General features: G+C 62.6%; 18 protein-coding genes. 10 read left to right on the top strand and 8 right to left on the bottom strand.

The window, feature by feature from the left end; genetic code table 11:
- Window positions 1–38: 38 nt before the first annotated feature.
- From KTJ77_RS01520 to KTJ77_RS01505, 4 genes are all read right to left on the bottom strand, one after another.
- Entirely contained in the window at window positions 39–485 is a 447-nt protein-coding gene (locus KTJ77_RS01520) for a VOC family protein (RefSeq protein WP_367948796.1), read from the bottom strand.
- 41 nt (window positions 486–526) lie between these two features.
- The gene (locus KTJ77_RS01515; protein ID WP_217336757.1) at window positions 527–727 is read right to left on the bottom strand and encodes a hypothetical protein; all 201 of its coding nucleotides are present in this window, start codon (window positions 725–727) and stop codon (window positions 527–529) included.
- Window positions 728–772: 45 nt separating this feature from the next.
- Window positions 773–1,756 carry a DNA-3-methyladenine glycosylase gene (locus KTJ77_RS01510; RefSeq protein ID WP_217336756.1) on the bottom strand — a complete coding sequence of 328 codons (984 nt, stop codon included), beginning with the start codon at window positions 1,754–1,756 and terminating at the stop codon, window positions 773–775.
- Between the two features lie 156 nt (window positions 1,757–1,912).
- On the bottom strand, window positions 1,913–2,662 hold the full coding sequence (locus tag KTJ77_RS01505) for a winged helix-turn-helix domain-containing protein (protein ID WP_217336755.1): 750 nt from the start codon (window positions 2,660–2,662) through the stop codon (window positions 1,913–1,915).
- A gap of 479 nt (window positions 2,663–3,141) precedes the next feature.
- Between KTJ77_RS01505 and KTJ77_RS01500 the strand changes: the two genes are divergently transcribed.
- Entirely contained in the window at window positions 3,142–3,609 is a 468-nt protein-coding gene (locus tag KTJ77_RS01500) for a DIP1984 family protein (protein WP_217336754.1), read from the top strand.
- A 188-nt stretch (window positions 3,610–3,797) separates the two neighbouring features.
- On the opposite strand, the gene KTJ77_RS01495 is transcribed toward KTJ77_RS01500, so the two are convergent.
- Entirely contained in the window at window positions 3,798–4,754 is a 957-nt protein-coding gene (locus tag KTJ77_RS01495) for a hypothetical protein (protein ID WP_217336753.1), read from the bottom strand.
- 184 nt (window positions 4,755–4,938) lie between these two features.
- Between KTJ77_RS01495 and KTJ77_RS01490 the strand changes: the two genes are divergently transcribed.
- Window positions 4,939–5,337 carry an SHOCT domain-containing protein gene (locus KTJ77_RS01490; RefSeq protein ID WP_217336752.1) on the top strand — a complete coding sequence of 133 codons (399 nt, stop codon included), beginning with the start codon at window positions 4,939–4,941 and terminating at the stop codon, window positions 5,335–5,337.
- A 67-nt stretch (window positions 5,338–5,404) separates the two neighbouring features.
- A complete protein-coding gene (locus KTJ77_RS01485; RefSeq protein ID WP_217336751.1) occupies window positions 5,405–6,583 on the top strand; it encodes an AI-2E family transporter in 1,179 nt (392 codons plus the stop codon).
- Here KTJ77_RS01485 and KTJ77_RS01480 read toward each other — a convergent pair.
- Window positions 6,580–7,419: an SDR family oxidoreductase gene (locus KTJ77_RS01480; RefSeq protein ID WP_217336750.1), complete on the bottom strand. Its 840-nt coding sequence runs from the start codon at window positions 7,417–7,419 to the stop codon at window positions 6,580–6,582. The two genes, KTJ77_RS01485 and KTJ77_RS01480, sit on opposite strands and share 4 nt — an antisense overlap.
- A gap of 45 nt (window positions 7,420–7,464) precedes the next feature.
- Between KTJ77_RS01480 and KTJ77_RS01475 the strand changes: the two genes are divergently transcribed.
- From KTJ77_RS01475 to KTJ77_RS01460, 4 genes are all read left to right on the top strand, one after another.
- Complete coding sequence (locus KTJ77_RS01475) at window positions 7,465–7,944, top strand: DUF523 domain-containing protein (RefSeq protein WP_217336749.1); 480 nt, start codon at window positions 7,465–7,467, stop codon at window positions 7,942–7,944.
- A gap of 101 nt (window positions 7,945–8,045) precedes the next feature.
- The gene (locus KTJ77_RS01470; protein ID WP_254367478.1) at window positions 8,046–8,807 is read left to right on the top strand and encodes a spermidine synthase; all 762 of its coding nucleotides are present in this window, start codon (window positions 8,046–8,048) and stop codon (window positions 8,805–8,807) included.
- A gap of 89 nt (window positions 8,808–8,896) precedes the next feature.
- Window positions 8,897–9,601: a hypothetical protein gene (locus KTJ77_RS01465; RefSeq protein WP_367948795.1), complete on the top strand. Its 705-nt coding sequence runs from the start codon at window positions 8,897–8,899 to the stop codon at window positions 9,599–9,601.
- Between the two features lie 21 nt (window positions 9,602–9,622).
- The gene (locus KTJ77_RS01460) at window positions 9,623–10,174 is read left to right on the top strand and encodes a SprT-like domain-containing protein (protein WP_217336748.1); all 552 of its coding nucleotides are present in this window, start codon (window positions 9,623–9,625) and stop codon (window positions 10,172–10,174) included.
- Window positions 10,175–10,221: 47 nt separating this feature from the next.
- Here KTJ77_RS01460 and KTJ77_RS01455 read toward each other — a convergent pair whose 3' ends face one another.
- Entirely contained in the window at window positions 10,222–10,863 is a 642-nt protein-coding gene (locus KTJ77_RS01455) for a 2-phosphosulfolactate phosphatase (RefSeq protein ID WP_217336747.1), read from the bottom strand.
- Between the two features lie 620 nt (window positions 10,864–11,483).
- Window positions 11,484–13,940 carry a LuxR C-terminal-related transcriptional regulator gene (locus KTJ77_RS13310; protein ID WP_254367333.1) on the bottom strand — a complete coding sequence of 819 codons (2,457 nt, stop codon included), beginning with the start codon at window positions 13,938–13,940 and terminating at the stop codon, window positions 11,484–11,486.
- Between the two features lie 337 nt (window positions 13,941–14,277).
- On the opposite strand from KTJ77_RS13310, the gene KTJ77_RS01445 reads away from it, so the two are divergent.
- From KTJ77_RS01445 to KTJ77_RS01435, 3 genes are read left to right on the top strand one after another with little or no spacing between them, the layout of a single operon-like run.
- A complete protein-coding gene (locus KTJ77_RS01445) occupies window positions 14,278–16,509 on the top strand; it encodes a hypothetical protein (RefSeq protein WP_217336746.1) in 2,232 nt (743 codons plus the stop codon).
- The gene (locus KTJ77_RS01440; RefSeq protein WP_217336745.1) at window positions 16,502–17,971 is read left to right on the top strand and encodes a DUF11 domain-containing protein; all 1,470 of its coding nucleotides are present in this window, start codon (window positions 16,502–16,504) and stop codon (window positions 17,969–17,971) included. Before KTJ77_RS01445 ends, KTJ77_RS01440 begins: the two co-directional genes overlap by 8 nt.
- Window positions 17,947–18,528 carry a hypothetical protein gene (locus KTJ77_RS01435; protein WP_367948890.1) on the top strand — a complete coding sequence of 194 codons (582 nt, stop codon included), beginning with the start codon at window positions 17,947–17,949 and terminating at the stop codon, window positions 18,526–18,528. Before KTJ77_RS01440 ends, KTJ77_RS01435 begins: the two co-directional genes overlap by 25 nt.
- The last annotated feature ends 54 nt before the right edge of the window (window positions 18,529–18,582 follow it).

Here is an 18,582-nt window from a genome sequence, read left to right as displayed (position 1 = left end):
GAGGGCAGCGGGATCCGTCGTCGTGATTGACGCGGGGACTACTCGCTTGGCGAAATCGACATCATCCAGGGCACGCCGAAACGGTCAACAAGCATGCCGAATAATCCGCCCCATTCGGGTGCGGATAGCGGCATGGTGATGGTTCCGCCGTCTGCCAGACCTTCCCAGAACCCCCGGAACTTCGCCTCGTCTTCACCACCGAGTGACACGGAGAAGCCCGCTGGTGCCACATACTCCATCGTGGAGGGTGTGTCAGAAGCCATCAGCACGAATCCGTCTGGGGTCGTCAATTGCGCGTGCATGATGAGGTTATTTTCGGCCGGATCGTGCGGCATCTCGAAGTTTTCAAACGTCATCACATCGAGCTCACCACCCAACACAGACTGGTAGAACTCCATCGCCTCGCGGGTGTTGTCGCGGAACGACAAATACGGGTTCAAACTCGGCATGAGCGCCTCCACATCGACAGAAAATGAAGCGTTCACAGTGTGCGCCTTGTGCGCCGTCGGCGCAATGGTCTCGGCGGCTAGATTTCGGCGCCGTTATCTTCTTCGTCGTAAATGCCGGTGTCACGGCGCTTCCACGATGCGCGAGCCAGCGCGTAGCCCGTCGCTAGCAGGAGCCCAAGCACAAGGCCGAGGAGGATGTTTTGCAGAATGGCGCCAAACAGGATGCCGCCGCACACGACGGCAACGAAGATGAGGACACTGACCGTACGTGCAGACATGGCATCAGCGTACGCCGCCGGGAGGAGGTCACGGCGCCCGCAGCGCTATCTTTCGCGATGGTCTTCTGGGTGAAGCCGTGGTGCTCGACGCGGCTCAACGACGCCGCTGGCGAAGATCAGCCGAATCACGCGCTGCCGATGACCTGCCCACGGTTCGAGGAGTTCGCGCATACCGTCGTCATCGACGCGCTGCCCTGTCAGGGCGTACCCCACTTCGTGGGCAAGATGGAAGTCGCCGAAGCTCACGGCATCGGCATCTCCGAATGTACGGATGCGCACCTCGGCGGCCGTCCATACCCCGATGCCGCGCACGCTCGTCAGGAGTCGTTCACGCTCCTGCCCATCCACTGCGGCATGCAGACGATCGGCGATGCCGCTCGCAGCGGCCGTCACCGCTGCGCGGGATTGCGGCGGTTCAACACCGGCTCGATGCCAATCCCACGAGGGGATCGTGCGCCACGTGTCGAGGGCGGGTGCGACCCACAGCCGGCGTGGCCCCGGGGCACGCTCGCCGTGCCAATAAATCAGATCGCGCCACGCATGAAATGCCTGTAGCGCGGTCACCTTCTGCTCCAAGATTGCGCTGATCAGTACGTCGGTCAGCACGTCTGAGCGCCCCAGGCGGAGGCCGGGGTTGCGGCGGGCGGCGTCGGCAATGAGGGGGTGACGTGACGCATCGAATCCGGCGTCGTCATCATCCGCGCCGCACAGCGCCGGGAGTTGGTCGATCAGCCAGGTGGCACCTGACCCCCAGGCTGATGCCCGAATCGTGCCATGTTCTTGCCGCATGGCAATGGTTCCGATGCCGTCCGGTGTTCGCACGGCACGCCACAACACATCGTGCTCCCACCGCATCGTCGGATCGGTGAATCCGCGACGGTGAATACCCACAACGGGGCGAAAGTCGAGCGGAAACGGTGGACAATAGACGCTATCGATGCGCGGTGCGGTCGGTAGCGGAACCAGTGGGGCGGGTCGTCGATGTCGTCGCTCGGGACGCGCACGCATCATCGACGACGAACTGGTCATGCGGCAACATTAACCCTGGCTGCTGACATTGGCCGCCTCGGTCGCTGTCAACGCGACATATCGAAGCGAGGTCGACGCGACGGCTCAAAGCACTGTCGAGGCGACGTCTAAACGCGATGCAAACGCGACGCGACGAAGCGAATGCACACGCGACGCTTAGAAGCGGTCAGGCGATGGTGTTCCGGTGCCGTAGCGGATGACGACGTCAGCGTGGCGGTCGAAGCGGTATCCGATGCCACGAACCGTGCGCACGATGTCTTCGTAGCGCCCGAGCTTGGCGCGCAAGCGGCGAACGTGCACGTCGATCGTGCGCTCGCCAGGAGCCTCATCTTCTGAGCCAGCCGACCACAGCGACGAGACAAGCTCAGCGCGGTCGATCGTGCGCCCCTCGCGGAGCACCAGGTACTGCAGCAGTTCGAACTCTTTGTAGGTGAAATTCGCCGACTCACCGTCGATCAAGACACGCTTACGTGAGATATCGACGATCACACGGCTTGCGAGGTCCTCGTCAACCGGCTCGGGACGGGTGCGGGCAACAGCGCTCGGCTCGTGCAGAGCGAGGCGAACAACGTCGACGTCACGGCCACCTGCGGCAACCGGCGCGAGGGCAACCGTCGCGTACGTCTGTGCGGCGGGAGCCAGGTCAGCAAGCGTGCGGCGCAACGCGTCGACGAGAATGCCGAGTGAGACACCGGCCTGGGCTGCCTTCTGCTCGTCGATACCGACGTACAGGGCGAAGCCGCGGGCTTCGGAACCAGCGGGCACGGCGGGCTCGGGGCGTGCGGCGACGGGAGGCTGTGCGGGCTGAGCGGGTGCCGCTACACGGGCGGCCGGGCTAACCGGGCGGGCAATCGTGTGAGCTGAGCGTGCGGTCTGAACGGGAGCGAGAAGGGTTGCGTTCGACATGAGGAAAATCCTTGAGGGGTGGAGTCGACGACGAGAACGTCGATCTCAGATGATGTTTTTTGCGAGTGGCCAACGGGCCGGTGTACGCGGTCAACTCAGACGAATCCCAGGTGAGGGGTAGCGAGCGAGCGCGGGGGTTCATGCAACTCAGGCGAATAGCGGAGGATGAACCAAGCGAAGGGCTACTGGTTTAGCGACACATTCGGCAATACGTAGCAACGCGACCGGCCATCATCATGCCAGTCGTCCCGTTCGCCTCCACGGCGGACACAGGAAATGCGTTGTTAGTCATGTGCAGATTATGACGATATTGGTCGCCCAATGTCAAACTGAGTCCTCGCGCTTGCGTGCACAGCAAGACCGGTTACACCGCTCATATGAGCAGAACGGCACGACGCCTGCCCAACCGCCGCACCCGAACTTCCCTCACAACAGGTTCCGTGTTTCACTATGCAGACAGCGGCATCGAAAGGAATGACATGCGGTTAGCCGAAGCACTTTCCCTCCGCGGAGATCTGCAAAAGCGCGTTGCACAATTGCGCGAAAGAATTCATGCAAACGTGCGTTTCCAAGAGGGCGAAGAACCCTCTGAAGACGCCACCGCCCTCCTCACTGAAGCGGGCGAAACCATCGATCGCTTGCAGTCGTTGATTGCCGCGATCAACCTCACGAATGCCTCACTCACGCTCAAGGACGGCCGCTCGATGACGTCGGCGCTGGCGGCGCGCGACATGCTCAAGCTTCGCCACAGCGTGTTGAGTGGTGCCGCACAATCCGCGATCACCGGAGCTGACTATCACAGGCAGATGCGGTCTGAACTGCGCCAGGTCATTGCGATCGACGTGCCTGCGCTGCGCCGCGAAATTGATGATGTCGCACAGCAATTGCGCGAACTCGACACCGTGATTCAGGAGGCGAACTGGACGAGCGAGCTCGTCGATAGCTGAGACAGCAGGTAGCTACTCGCGGCGGGCGCCAACCCGCGGCCGACGGGCACATCGGCCACTGTCAACGGAGAACGGGCACTCCTACCCTCTGTACCGGGTACGCCCAGCACCGAGACATGTCACCGCGTAATTCGCACCCCGCATTACCGGGCGCCGAGTGAGTAGCGAGGGTGGGTTCGGGGACTCTCTCAGATCTCGACAGGCGCGGCGTCCCTCGGCGTCGCTTTGCGCACAATCAGGGCGCCAGCGCTTCCGGCCAGGGTCGCCACGGCGAGGATCAGCGCGACAACGATGGCTGGCCCCGAGATAAGCTCCTGCACCTGCACGACAAAGGCGCCGATCACCGCTCGCTGCGGCGTATCGGCGGCCATGCTGATGCTGCCAACCACCACCCCAAAGAGCGCGATCACCAGGCTCGCGGCACCGGCCGTCCACGCCAGCGCACGCCATCTGCGCTGCGCGAGTACGACACCAGCCGCAAGGAGAATGACGCCAACGGCCAGCGGAACCGTAATGAGCAACGGCACGGATCGTGCGATCGTGCGCACCTGCGCGAACGCTGGATCCTGGGCGAGCTTGACGTCGGCAATGTTCTCGGTGGGGATAAAGCCGGCGATCGTTGACGATCGGGGCTCCACAAAGTCGACAGCCGCCTGCGCAACCACCGTCGAGTTCAGCCACATGGTTCCGTCAGCATCCAACCGCAACAGGGCATCATCGGCCTCGTCGGCAACCGCACCGACCAGCGTTCGATGCACGGTACTGAGCGATGCAGCCCACAGCGTGGCGAAGTTTTCTGAGGAGACGAACGTGTCAATGTTTTCGCGGGCCGCGGTCTCCAGCCCCTGAACTGCGTAGGCGCCGAGCAGGCGAGCGCTCAACTGTACGGCTTGGGATGCCCCCGAATCTTTCAAATAGCGCTCGAGCGCGCCTGCCGGATCATGTTGCGCGACCGCTTCAACGGCGGCGTCGCCGAGCGTTTGCGACACGACGGCCTGCAACTCCGGGTCGGTGGCCACTGGCGCAAAAGTGTCGACAAATCGGTCGGTATTAGTGAGGGCGATACCGGCAGCCGTCGATGTCACAATCACCGGTGCGATGAGTACCGCGAGCGTGAGGCAGACGGCCGAAAATACTGTCCGCACGCGGCTTGTCCTCGCGGGGCGCTGCGCTGGCGACCTTTCGACCGTGGGCACAGAGTTCGACATTTCACTCCTTGCAGCGTGCGCGACCGAGTCACGATTTGGGTTGAGTCTATGCGTGGGGGGCGTGCTTGTCATACCTTGAGAACAAAACCCGCGTCACACCATCTCAATTTGGAGGATCCCCATGCTCGGCGACATCTGGTCTTGGTTCTGGAATCTTGTACTGATTTGCCTCACGGCTTTCGTCTTCATCACGGCTCTCATGGCCGTGATTTCGGTGATCGTGGATCTCTTCCGCGATCACACGATCAAGGGCTGGCAGAAGGCGATCTGGTTCGTCTTTCTTGTCTTCGTGCCGTTCCTCTCCACCCTCGTCTACCTGATCGCGCGCGGCCCCGGTATGGCGAAGCGTTCACAAGAGCAACAAAAGGCTGCGCAGAACGCCGCAGACTCATACATTCGCGAGGTCGCTGGCAACGCTCCCGTCGACCAGATTGCGCGCGCGAAAGCCCTGTTGGAGGCCGGTGACATCACGGCTGAGGAGTACGCCGCACTGAAAAAGAACGCTCTCTCCTCGGTCTAACGTTTCCCCCGTCTTATGCGTGGCCGGTAGTTTCATCACTATCGGCCACCACTGCGAAAGGCTCCTCATGTCAGATTCGAAGGCGCCAGAACCGGCTGTGCCGGAACCAGCGGCAACGACCCTCACGCAACCAGCGTTGACGAAGCAGCAGACAGAAGAGGTCGCACTGTCCGATGCACTGCCCGCCGGGCAGAGCCGCCAGTGGGGTCTGTCGAACCCGTTTCGTACCGGCTTTCTGCTGACCCTCGGTGCCCTCGGCGCGCTGGTGCTCGGCTTCGCCATTCGCGATCTGACCAGCGTCATCATCTACATCGTCTTCGCGATCTTTATCGCTCTCGGGCTCCAACCCATCGTGCGACGCCTGCAAAAGCTCGGTTGGTCGCGCACCTGGAGCGTCGTGGCCACCATGGTCGGCCTCCTTGCGGTCGGTGCCGGTGTGCTCGGCGTTGTCATCCCCACCTTCGCTACCCAGCTCATGGTGTTCATCGGCTACATCCCGACGATGATTAAAGACTTTCGGGCAAGCGATCTCTACGCGACGCTTAACGAATTCTTTGACGATGGGCTTGGCACCTTCGTGGCGCAGATTCAGGCTTTCATCACCGATCCCGCAAACATCGCGGCCATTGGCGGTGGCGCGTTACAGACGGGCGCTTCGCTGATCAACCTGACGTCCGGCCTCATCATCGTTCTTGTCCTGTCGATTTACTTCGTCGCGACCCTGCCACAAATGAAGAACTCGATGGTGCAGCTCGTGGCGGCGCGCTCGCGTGAGCGGGTCAACGACCTGGCCGAGCAAGTGATGAGTTCCACCGGATCTTATGTGGGTGGCATGGTCATTCTGGCCGCCATGAATGCGGCCTTCACAGCCGTGCTCTTTCTCATTCTTCAGCTACCGTTCGCAGTACTCATGGGCGTCATTGCGTTCTGCATCACCATCATCCCGATGATCGGAACCGTGCTGTTTTGGGGTATCGCGAGCGTCATTGCGTTGCTCGCGAATCCAATGGCCGCACTCATCTTTGCGCTCGTCTATTTCGTCTATATGCAGATCGAGGCATACGTGCTGACTCCGCGCGTAATGAACAAGGCCGTGGCCGTGCCGGCGCCCCTCGTCGTGATCGGCGCTGTCGCTGGCGGCTCGCTGCTTGGCCTTCTCGGCGCGTTCATTGCCATCCCGATCGCGGCCGCCATTCTGATCGTGATCCAGCAGGTGTGGATCCCGAAGCAGAACCAGAAGATTTAGCTGGCGCTACCCGGGCGTCCGGTGAACTTGTCCATTGACGAGTAGACATGAAACACGCGCCTGGCGATCACATCCCATGCGCGCGTCGGGAGCACACCACGAAGCGCCATGGCAAGCTTGACTGTCCACGGTCGAGTGACCATGGGGGTGCCTGCCATCATGCCGTTCCATGCGGCGGTGACTGCCTTTTCCGGCGTCATGATGGGCGTCAGGAGCGGGCCGCGCGCACCGGCGAACATGCCAGTCGAGATGTAGCTCGGGCAAAACGTGGTCACCGTAATCTGCGGGTGGTCATCGGCTTCCAGTTCGAGGCGCAGCGATTCACTCCAACCGATCATGGACCATTTACTGGAGGCGTAGACGCTCATGCCTGGGTTCGCGAGGGTGCCCGCAGCTGACGCAATGTTGAGGATCCGCGCACGGTGGCCACGCGTCATCATGCTGGGCAGAAAAGCCCGGGTAATCCACATCGGGGCGAGGGCATTGACCTGCATCGTGAACTCAATGTCACGTTCACTGTCGTGCTCCCAGAACCGCTTACCGCGCACAACTCCCGCGTTATTGATCAGCACATCAACGTGCCCAAAGTCAGCGAGGGTCTGCTCGGCAACCTGCGCCACGGCCTCCCGGTCGGCGATGTTGACGACGTATGCCCGCGCCGTCACGCCGCGCTTCGTGAGATCAGCGGCAACACGTTCGACCTGCTCACGGTTGATGTCCCACAACGCGATGCCTGCCGCTCCCGTTTGGGCAGCACGGTGCGCGTAGAGCTCCCCCATGCCCATCCCAGCACCAGTAAGGAGTACGACCGATCCAGCCTCGAGTTCACGCGTCATGAGGCTATTCTGCCCCGGCGTAGGCTGGATCGTGGAGGCAAAGCGATGACTGAATCAACCCGCACGATTGTGTCGGCCTGTTTGGCGGGTGCCGCGTGCCGTTATGACGGGCGCGCGAAACCGGATGCGGAGATTGTCGCCGCGGTTCAGCGTGGCGAGATGATCCCGCTGTGCGCCGAAGTGCTTGGCGAGTTACCCACCCCTCGACCTGCCGCAGAAATCGTCGGCGGTGATGGTTCCGCTGTGCTCGATGGCACAGCGCGTGTCGTGACAAACACCGGCGGCGACGTTACCGCGGAGTTCGTTGCCGGCGCCGAACGCGTCGCGGATGCGGCTGTTGCGCTTGGCGCAACGCACGCGATTTTGCAGGACCGCAGCCCCTCATGCGGTTGCGGCCGGATCTACGACGGGTCATTCAGCGGCGCGCTCATCGATGGCAATGGCGTAACGGCCGCCGCTCTCTCTCGCCGCGGCCTCACCATCACGGTGCGTCGCGGCGTCTCCGCCCCGCAAGCGAGCGCATAGTGGGCCGTCAGCGTCAGGAGGCCACGGTTCCGTCTGCCGCCTTGAGCGACGGAACCACGGCGCAGGTCATCGTGTCACCATACGTCTCGGGGTTCGAGCTGATGGTTGGCGAAACGCCGCAGTCGCACGTCGACCTGGCCGATCCCACCCACCTTCACTTTGAATACGTTGCGCGCATGGGTGCGGTGATCGATGTGTTCCGCGACAAGGGGGCTCCGATCACGGCCGTGCACCTCGGCGGCGGCGCACTCACCATTCCGCGGTATGTGGCGGCGACGCGGCCGGGTTCGCGTCAGCAGGTTATTGAGCTTGAGCAGCCCCTGTGGGACTTGGTGCGTGAAAATCTTCCGCTGAATCGTGACGCGCAGATTCGTGTGCGCATTGGTGATGCCCGTGCGGGCCTCAGGCGATTGCCCGCTTCCATGACCGGAGATGTCGATCTGCTCGTCAGCGACGTCTATTCGGGAGCGCGCACGCCTGCGCACCTCACGTCTGTCGAGTTCTATCGCGCGGCGGCGGGACTTCTGCGCGCCGACGGGGTACTGCTGGTAAACGTCGCCGATGCGCCTGGGCTCGCGTTCGCGCGCGGGCAGCTCGCGACAATTCAGTCGGTGCTGCCGCATGTGGCTGTGCTCGCCGAAGCGCAAGTTCTCAAGGGTCGCCGTTTCGGCAACCTGGTGATGGCGGCATCGGCGAGTGAACTGCCGACCGAGTGGTTGCCGCGACTCTTGGCCGCCGGCCCTCACCCCGCCCAGCTTCTTGCGGGAGCCGATGCGCGCGGCTTCTGCCGTGGTTCCGCTATCGTCACTGACGCCGATGCCGTCGCATCTCCTGCACCGTCGAAATCGCTCTTCGAGCGTTAACCAATGGATCCTCGCACGGGCGGCGTGCCCGGCCGATCCTGCTGATTTCCCGGGGCACACTGGAAGCATCGCCGTCGCAGGGAGATTTCATGAGCCTCATTCTTGGGTATGACCGAGACACCCTTCGCGAGCGCGTCGACCTGAGCGAGTGCCGTGACCGCCTGGAGCAGATTGCTGATCAGCGTTCGCTGGCTGCCCTGCTGGAACGGGTATTTCTGCTGAAGATGTTGAACGAGCTCGACGATGCCCTGAAGGTGTCGGAACAATCGGTGCGGTTGGCGCGCATGGCAGGCACACGCAAGGACCTGTTGCGCGCTCGCGTTTTGCACGCATCGGTTGTGCACTGGCGAGGCGGATTTCCTGCGGCCGTCGCCGAACTGACGACATGTGCGAACGAGGCTGAGGGTCAGGGATGGCCGCACATTGCCGCGTTTGCCATGCAGCACCTTGGCAAGGTTCACTTCGATGCGGGCGCGCTCGACGACGCCCGTGCCGCATTCAAGCGTTCACTTTTCTTCCGCCAGCAGTCTGGCGCAAACGACGCCGAGCTGGAAACGACGTTCTTGGCGATCGATGCCGTTGAGCGTCGACTGGCACGGGAGTCGACGGCGCACGCCGACGAAGTTTCGGTTTCCATCGCCGCTGAGCAGGCGAGCGCGGAGGCCGAGGCGACGCTGCGCAATGACCCGGACACGCTGGATTTCGGCGAAGACACGTTGGATTTCGGCGACCAAAACGAGCAACAGCCGCACTACACGATCTCAGTTTCCACAGCCCACCGGGCCCGTGTCTGAAGTCCGGCGTAGGCTCAAAGTGTGTCAGATCTCGATCGCGTGAGGGTATGGGCCGAGGCCCTCATTACCCAACATCTAGATTCATCGTGGACGTTTGCGTTTGATCACGCGAAGGTGCGCGCTGGGTTGTGCGATTTCACCCGCAAGCGCATAACCGTGTCGCGTTACCTTGCCGCACGCTTTGATGACGAAGAAAATTACCAAACGCTCTTGCACGAGGTTGCGCATGCGTTGGCCGGGCCCCGCGAGGGCCACAACCGCCGCTGGCTCAGCATCGCCCGCGAGCTGGGCTACGTCGGCGGCGTTCGCCACACCGGTGAGACGGCGCGCGAACTCGCTGCCTGGGTAGGCATGTGCCCCTCGGGTCACACCGTTTACCGCCACCGCAAGCCGTCACGCGCAACGTCGTGCTTGAAGTGCTCCCCCGTCTACAACGAGGCCTTCCGCATCGGGTGGATGCGCCGCGAAGTCACCAACGAAATGCGCGCCGAAGCGATGAAGCCTCGTGAGACGACTCCCCCGGCGCCCACGCGCGACGTGCAACCCACGTACCACGGCGAATCCCTGTTCTAGCCTCGGTGTCGCGGCGCCACGGGGCTGAGTCCGCGGCGAAGCACCGGCTAGTTGGTGACGAGGGCTTCGAAAACGCCGTCGCGCAAGATAGCGACGGCGTCGATCGCATCGCGTGTAGCCGCGCTGACCACCTCATCGCGGCGGCCCATCTCGACGAGTTCGCGGCCCGAGGCGCTCGCCAAGAACAGGTGAACGCAGGCCCTGCTGAGGGCACGCGCCCCCTCACCCATGACGGCGGCGTCGGGTGACGTGTGGTCGATGCCAAGGTCGCTCAAGGCCGAGATGATGGCACCGGCGGCGAGCTGGTCTTCGACGGCAAACCGCACCTCAGCGCTGTCGCGCGAAACCCGCTCACCACACGCGATTACGGCGATCGACGTGCGCGCAGCGCGCTCGTGTTGAATCGCGAGCACCGCATCGGCAACGGCCTTGGCGTTGCGAAGTGAGCCGGCGAGCACGATCGCTCCGGTGTCAGCTGCCGCCGCCGCGACGACCGCGCCGTTGATCGACACCGCGAAGGCGTCGTCGTCGAGCGGAACCACGTCACCAGCGGCGACACGATCGGTCACCGTGGTCGTGAAGCGGAGGGCGTCAACGACGATCACGATGTCGGCGGGAGCGAGGCGGCGAAGCCCCGCAACACCCCACTCGGCCCGAACCTGGTACGTGCTCTGATCGTCGAATGACATGAATCCAGCGTAGCGATGTGCCGATCCGGAACGCTCCGCGTGGTTCCGCCCGTCCCTGGCCCGCACCCCTGGTTCCGCACCGCCCCACTCACGCCGTGGTTCCGCACCCTCTCGCGTCGTAGCGTGGCTCCGCCCACTCGATAACCGTTATGCAGGAACAAAACCCATCTGCAGGATTTACTCGGCCCATTTCGACCCTTTCGGCCGCCAAATCCGACGTAACGGCCATCCGCCCTTCCCACACCCCTGGTTCCGCTCCCAACAACGACCGTTATGCACGACTCACATCGGTACGCACGCAAAAAGTGCCCCATCAGCAACTCCAGCAACTCCAGTCACACCAGTCACACCAGTCACACCAGTCACACCTCAACGTGCAGAACGGTGGTTGAAGCGGAACCAGGGGCTGAGTGGCTGCGCCCGTGTGTGCAGCGGAGAACACGGGTCACAGGCGCAGCCGGGTGGGATCAAGCACAACGCTCCGATACGCGCCAGCCCGTTGGAGATCGGGGTCAGGCGCAACATGTGCCGCCACGTCATTTCTACCGACTCTGCAACGGGCCGTGTGTAGGTGTTGGGATATTCACCCTGTCGTCCACCCAGGAGACGATCGTTGTGGCCTACAGCAGGTGGAGACGGCGCGCCTCACTGACTGCCTCTGCTCGATTGTTGACGCCCAGTTTGCGATAAACCGCACGCAGCTGGCTCTTCACCGTGTTTCTCGAGACGGACAGATCCTTCGCGATCTGTTCAATCGTCGCGTCGTCAATGAGCTGGCGGAGAACCACAAGCTCGCGCGCCGACAACACCCCCAAAGACGCCGCTGCGAGCGGAAAGGTGCGAGAGTGTCGAATGGCATCGAGCACATCGCTCTCCCCCGCAAAGAGGATCGCCGCTTCCGGCTTCGGGATAAGCGTCAGCACCTGCCACAGTTGGAACTTTCGAGCCTCCGCGCTCGCTGAGGCCGCATAGCGCGCACTCATCGTCGTGTCACCAACGCGGTGCGACGCTGCGGCTGCAATCACAAGGAGCGCGATTCGCTCGCGAGGGGTGTCCGCCTGACGGAGACTGCTGACGGCGAGCGCGTTCGCACGATTCGGGTCACCGGAAAACAACTCACTGTAGGCCTTCATCAGCGTCCAGCGACGCGAACGCCGTTGCGGCACGCCGGCGAGAGCCTCCTTCGCCTCGACGAATCGCCCGACAGCGATGAGCAGAGTAATTCGTAAGACGTGCAGCGTGTGCGTGGCGAACGGGCTTTGTGTGCCTCGGTGCACATGCTGTTCCATGCCTTGTTCCAAATAGCCGAGGGCTGCCGGGGCGCCCTGGCGGTGCCACTCCAGCATGGTTCCGGCTTGCAGGAGAACAGCCCAGAACTCTGTTGTCGGGGCGTGCGTGTCGGTCCTGCGCAAAAACGCGTCTGCCGTTGCCCAATCGCCGCGTTCCAAAGCCACCAGAGCGCCCGCGACCATCGCCGGGAGCCCGGTATATGAGTCGCCGAGGCCCGTGGGCAGGCTGAGCGCATCACATTCGGCCAGTGCGGCAGAGGCCGTCCTGATGTCTCCCCGAAGCGCATCCACCATCGCGATCATGCTCAGAACGCGGGCGCGTTCCAGCGGCGGCCGTCCGATAAGCGGAGTGAGTCCCGCTTCTTCTAGGTGATCGGAGGCCTCCGTCAGGTGCCCGGACAGGATGAGCGTCGTGGCACCCTGCGTGAGAAGCTTCGAGCGGCCCTCGACAATTTCTTCATCGCGGTCATCGATGCTGTGCGCCATACGGGTCAACCCGCGCAACGCAGAACGAGCCATTTCGTGCTGCCCGAGAAGTCGCAAGCTGACCATGACGAGCGTACGGATCCAGATGTCATCAATCGTCGCGGTACGGTGCGCGAGCTGGCGCCCCTGCGCGACAGCAAGCATTGCGGCAAATCCTTGCAACGCTCGAGCACGACGCCCGTTTGATAGATCGTCGAGGGCAACCGCGAAACGCAGAATCGGTTGTGCTCGCAGAGCCGCGGAAGGAATCGGTCGTGTAGCCGGCCGGCGTTCCCTCTCCGTGATCGCGAGGAGATAGCGGCGGTACGCTCGGGCAGCGAGCGGCCAATCTTCCGAAGCGACGGCATGCGCGTATGCCGCTCGCGCTACATCGTGACGAAGCCGGTGGCGAGCCCATTGGCGGTGCGCCTCTTTGAACTCTTGCGGTGCTTGAGCTTCAAACTCGGTCTGCAATGCGAACCGAATGATCGGCTGCAAGGCCACTTTCCGCTCATCGCGAGTCGCGACTCCACGCAAGACCAGCTCATTCACGATGTCGTCCGCCACGTCACCGAGCCCCAGCTCCATGACGTCATGCGGTGCGATCGAGTCGGCGAGCCCAAGAACGCGCAGGGCCCCGTAACCGGGGTGCGTTCGAACTTCGTCCAACAGGCGCTCGGCAAGACCAGCAACCCAGTCGTCGTCACGTGAGGCCGAACGAATTGCGGCGTGCACCGCTGCCGCCCACCCGCCGGTGGCGTCAATGATTTGCTTTGCGCGTTGAGCATCCAAAGTGATGCCCTCTGCCCCCGCAAGCTGGCGCGCCTCGGCGGGAGAAAATGCCAACAGCACGGGGTCGACAAGGGCCAATCTGTCGCCCAGCCGAGCGACAGATTCTCGATCAGTAGCGCCCTGACGGGTTGCGATCACGACTCGAAGCTCTGGACACAGGTCGACCAGTCGCACGATATCTCGCGCGACACCATCATCGATGTACTCCGCTCCGGCATCAACAACAAGAGTGAGCACACCGCTGCGCTCAAGCTGTCGAGCGAGAAGCGCGGGCAACCGCGGGCCGTGAGTTTCCTGATCGAGGAGAGCAATTGTCAGGTCAGCATCGACGGGCACGCTCAGGGCTTCAAGATGATGCAAGAACAGAAGCCAAAACGAGTCTCGCGCCCGAACATCTGTGTCCAACGCGACCCACACCAGGTACCCGGCAGCATCATCGCGGTTCTGAGCCCACGAGATAAGCGCAGACGTCTTGCCCGCTCCGAATACGCCACTCACCACCCGAACCGGCACGTGTTCGTGGCGATGCATCCAGCGAGAGAAATCGTCACGATCGATCACTGATCCGCTAACGGGAACGCCCCGTCGCGCCGTCGGCAACGTTGATCGGAGTCCACCCGAGCCACTGTCTTCCGGCACCGACACGTTGCGGTCTCCTTACGTCGATCGTTGTATTCACGCGGCGACTTAGCCTATCCGCCAGGCCTCTCTGCACGACGCGAAGCGGGGTGATCGACAGGGTGAAACAGTGGGTGAAACATCGAACATTTATGAGTTACTTTAGAATATTTGCGGTTGTCTAAGTTCAATCTCTGCGCGATTTCCAGATTCGTGCATAAAGAAACCCAACGAGATTTCTGGCGACGTCGTGCACCTGGGCACGTTGCCTGCGGGAGCATCGGGAACGTTTACGGTGCTATACAACTGGCAAGAACGCGGGGCCAACGCGCCCGCGGCACAGTCGTTCTTCCTCGACGGTGAAGAAATCACCACGACCGTAACCGCAGATGCCGCCAACGCAGGCGCCTCGCACTCGGCCTCCGACGTCCTGACGTGGCGGATCGACACGAAGGCACCGCTCGTAGCATTTGCCTCGCAAGGTCTCGCGCGTGCTGACACTGACTACTCATATACACTTCGCATGGCGTCGGATTGCATGTGGTACCGCAGCACGGCGAACCACGCAGAACCGTCAAAGTTGTGCGCAGAGTCGTACACCAATGTCTTCCACATGCCGACGGGCGCGACATTTGTCAGCGCCTCTCATGGCGGTGTATTTGATTCCGGAACCGGCACAGTCACCTGGCGCGACACCGGCGTGAGCGCAGCCACGGGTTGGGGATCGGTAAACGGCTTCGGCGCCGCTCGCAACGTCACGGTGCAGTTCCCGAAGGCAATGTTCACTGACTCCTGTAGCGCAACCGCAACAGCGTCGTTCGATACGTCCGTCACGTATTTGGACGGTCAGGTCAAGTCGGACTCCGCGACCACCACGCACGACATCACATCCTGTGAACCGTTCGCTCTCGCGACGAAAGTAGGGAAATCCTCGACCACGCAGGTTTCTCCCAACATCATTTGGGACAACGGATTTAGCAACACATTCACGATTCGTGTTGGCAACAAGGCGAACGTGCCTGGTGTTGCCGTCATCACCGACAACGGCCTCGGTGCCGACCACATTCGCGCGCACGAGGTCGTTGCTGACGGCGGCGGGAAGATCGCGTACACGCTCGACGACAACACGACCGGAACCGCAGTAGGCACGTACACCGCGCCCGCCGGCCGTCGGATCACGGCGATCACGGTGACCTCACCCGAAATCGCGGGCCCCAACAAAGAACAGTCGTCAACACCGCTCGTGAACGAGTACAACGTGCGGGTGAAGTACACGACGGTTGGTATCGCACCCGACACCGGTTGGCCTCTCACTAACACAGCTTCTGCCATCATGACCTACCCGGGCAACAACCTGCCGGACTTTAACTCGGGTAGCAACGCCGTGGATCTTGTCATCACGCCGCGCCCCGCCAACTTCACCAGCGTGATGTCAACGTCGCTCACGACACCCGGCAGCCCTGTTCCGGGCGTGCCTGTGAACTTCACCCTCCATGGTGTGACCTCGGCGATGAAGGACGGCGCGGCCCCTGAGCCCCAGTACATTTTCATCGCGCCGGCAAACTGGGCGCTGGTGAACAACTCATGGTCGCTAGCCACTGGCGCGCCGAGTGGTGCACTGTTTGAGAAGAAGACCGTCACGATTGATGGCGAAGCGCGCGAAGCGCTTGCCGTGACGTGGCCGGCTGGCACCACGTGGGGTGACAACGCAACGTGGCCGGCGCTTCGTCTCCAGGCGATGCCGACCGCTGCCGCCACCCCCGGTTCGCAGGCTATTGCGTCCGGCGCTATCGGCGACGCGTCACACTCGTTCCCCGGCTACACATCGACCTGGGGTGGAGCAAGCAACGGCCAGCGGTACACCGACGTTGCTGATCTCGACGGTGACTCCGTCACGACTGAGTACTTTGCTGTGACGACGACCAAGCCCATTACGGTCGGTGCGGCCGCTGCACTCAGCTCCGTGAAGGAAATCTGCCGGGTGAACGCTGACGCCGCGGATGGTTGCGATTGGCTTTCCGACTCGTCGCAGGCCGTGCCGATTTCTCCGGTGGCGACCGATGTGAAGTATCGCGTCACGCTCCGCAACAACGGAACCACGTCGCTGTCGAACGTCGTGGCATACGACGTGCTGCCGCACGTTGGTGACACCGGAATCAGCAGTGGTAGCGCTGCAACACCGCGCGGTTCGCAGTTCGCAGAGACCGTTCAGACGGTTCCCCATGTTTCTTCTAACCTGACGCTGACCTACTCCGAGTCGACGAACCCCTGCCGCAGTGAGGTGTATCCGGGCGGCCCCGCAGATTGTGCTGCGAACTGGTCGACGGAACCTGCTGGTGCGGTTTCGGTGCGGGCTGCGGTTGCTGGCGCCGGGTGCGGAGGCGACGTTTACCTATACGGCCAATGTCTTGGGCGCCGCGGTAGCGGGAGAACGTGCGTGCAACTCGATCGCAACGGCTGCCACGGGTGTGCCCGTGAGTGAGCCGAGCCCGGTGTGCGCAATCGTCGAAGCGGCTGATCTGGCTGTCACGGTGGAAGCACCTGACAACCTCCAGCTTGATCGTCCGTCGACCGTGCCGTTCACCGTCACTAACGTCAGCGGAAATACCGCGGTACCGGTCGTCTCGATCGATGTTCCTGCCAACATGCAGGTAACGTCGCTCGAGTTCGACAACTGGGTTTGTTCGGCGAATGACACGGCACCGATCGATGGTCCTGCGTCCCTCGAGTGCACGTACGGTGAAGCCCTCGCAGCATCCGACAGCGTTGCGCTGAACCTTCCGATCGTTGTCACGGCATCGCCCGTAACCGTTTCGGGAACCGTGTCTTCACCGTTGCACGATGATGACAACACAAACAATGAAGCAACGGTCGTGAACGCTGCGGCCGCCCCGCTGAGCGGCCTCACGGTTGTTAAGGACGATGCCGTGCCTGCGGCCGCCCCCGGACAGCTGTTGACCTACACGATCAACGCCAGCAACCAGCTCATTGCCGAACCGCTCGCCGATGTATCGATCGTTGACGCGCTCCCGGCAAACATGGAGTTCGTGTCGGCCTCCGACGGCGGATCGTTCGACGGTACGGAAGTCACGTGGAATGTCGCTGAACTTGCGGCCGCTGCATCTGCCCAGGTTTCGGTAACCGTGCGCGTCCTTGACGCCGCTGGTGCCACGAGCCTGCAGAACTCTGTTGTCGCTTCGGCTTCTGACCCGGCGTTCACCGGGGTGACGCTGAGCGGACAAGCAACAGACACAAACCACATCGACCGCATCGCGCTCACGAAAACGGCGTCGCTGCAGGCCCCCGCTTCTGCCCAAGACCCGCGCGCTGGCGATGTCGTGGAGTACACAATTGTGGCTTCCAACGTCGGCGGCGGAACCATCACGGGCGTTGACATCACGGATGCGATGGCAGGGTTGTCGGCACTCGACTTCCCGGCTGGTTGGCCGACGGTAGAGGGCACGCTCGCGGCTGGCGAGAGCGTCACGACGATGGCAACCTACGTTCTGACCGAGGAGGACATCGATACTGGCTCGGTGGCCAACGCGGCGAACGTGGTCGTGCAGTCGGGTGGTGGTGAACAGGTCGCAGCAAGCGCGACGGCCACGATGCCGCTACCTGCCGTATCGGCGCTGAGCTTCACGAAGTCGGCATCGCTTGATACGACCGACGACGTGCGCGCGGGTGACACCATCACGTACACATTTGAGATCAGTAGCGACAGCAACGTGACGGTACACGCGGTGTCGATCGACGATGACCTTGCGGGTCTCAGCACGATCGACTACGACTGGCCTCGCGGCGTCGGCGTACTCGCGGCTGGCGAAAGCGTGACGGCGGTCGCAACCTACGTTCTGACGCAGGCTGACCTCGATCGCGGTCTCGTGAGCAACACGGCAACACGGCAACAGCGAGCGCTATCGACGTCAACGACGCCGAGCTGAGCGCATCTGACTCGGCGGAGATTACCCTCGTCGCGTCACCTGACGCGACGTTCAAGAAGGAGGGTTCGGTAGCGGGCTCGGGCGATCCCGAGGCTGGCGACATCGTGACCTACTCCTTCACGATCGAGAACACGGGCAACGTCACCCTCACCGGCATCGCGATTGCCGAGCACCTCGTCGGCGTGGGCTCGGTGCTCTTCGCCGAGTGGCCCGGCGCTGAGGGCGAGCTCGCTCCCGGCAAGAGCACAACCGCATCGGCCGAGTACGTTCTGACGCAAGCAGATGTCGATGCTGGTGAGGTCGTCAACGTCTCGACACTGTCTGCGGTTCCGACGCGAGGAACGCTCGACGATATCGAGGCCCAGCACAGCTTGTCGCTCGCGAGCGGCGCTGCACTGACGCTCGTAAAGTCGGCGGTGCTGTATGACGATTCTGGTGACGGACTTGCCAACACCGACGAACGCATTCGCTACACGTTCACCCTCACCAACGTCGGCAACGTCACACTGACCAATGTGACGTTGCAGATGCCAAGGTGTCGGGGCTGTCTTCGGTAGCGACGCTAGCGCCCGGTGAGTCGATCGACGTTTCCGCTGACGATTACACCGTCA

It is taken from the genome of Microbacterium sp. NC79, from assembly GCF_019061125.1.
Classification (GTDB): Bacteria; Actinomycetota; Actinomycetes; order Actinomycetales; family Microbacteriaceae; genus Microbacterium.
The sequence above is the reverse complement of the archived record's forward strand: the minus strand, read 5'-3'. Positions and strand labels throughout refer to the sequence as shown.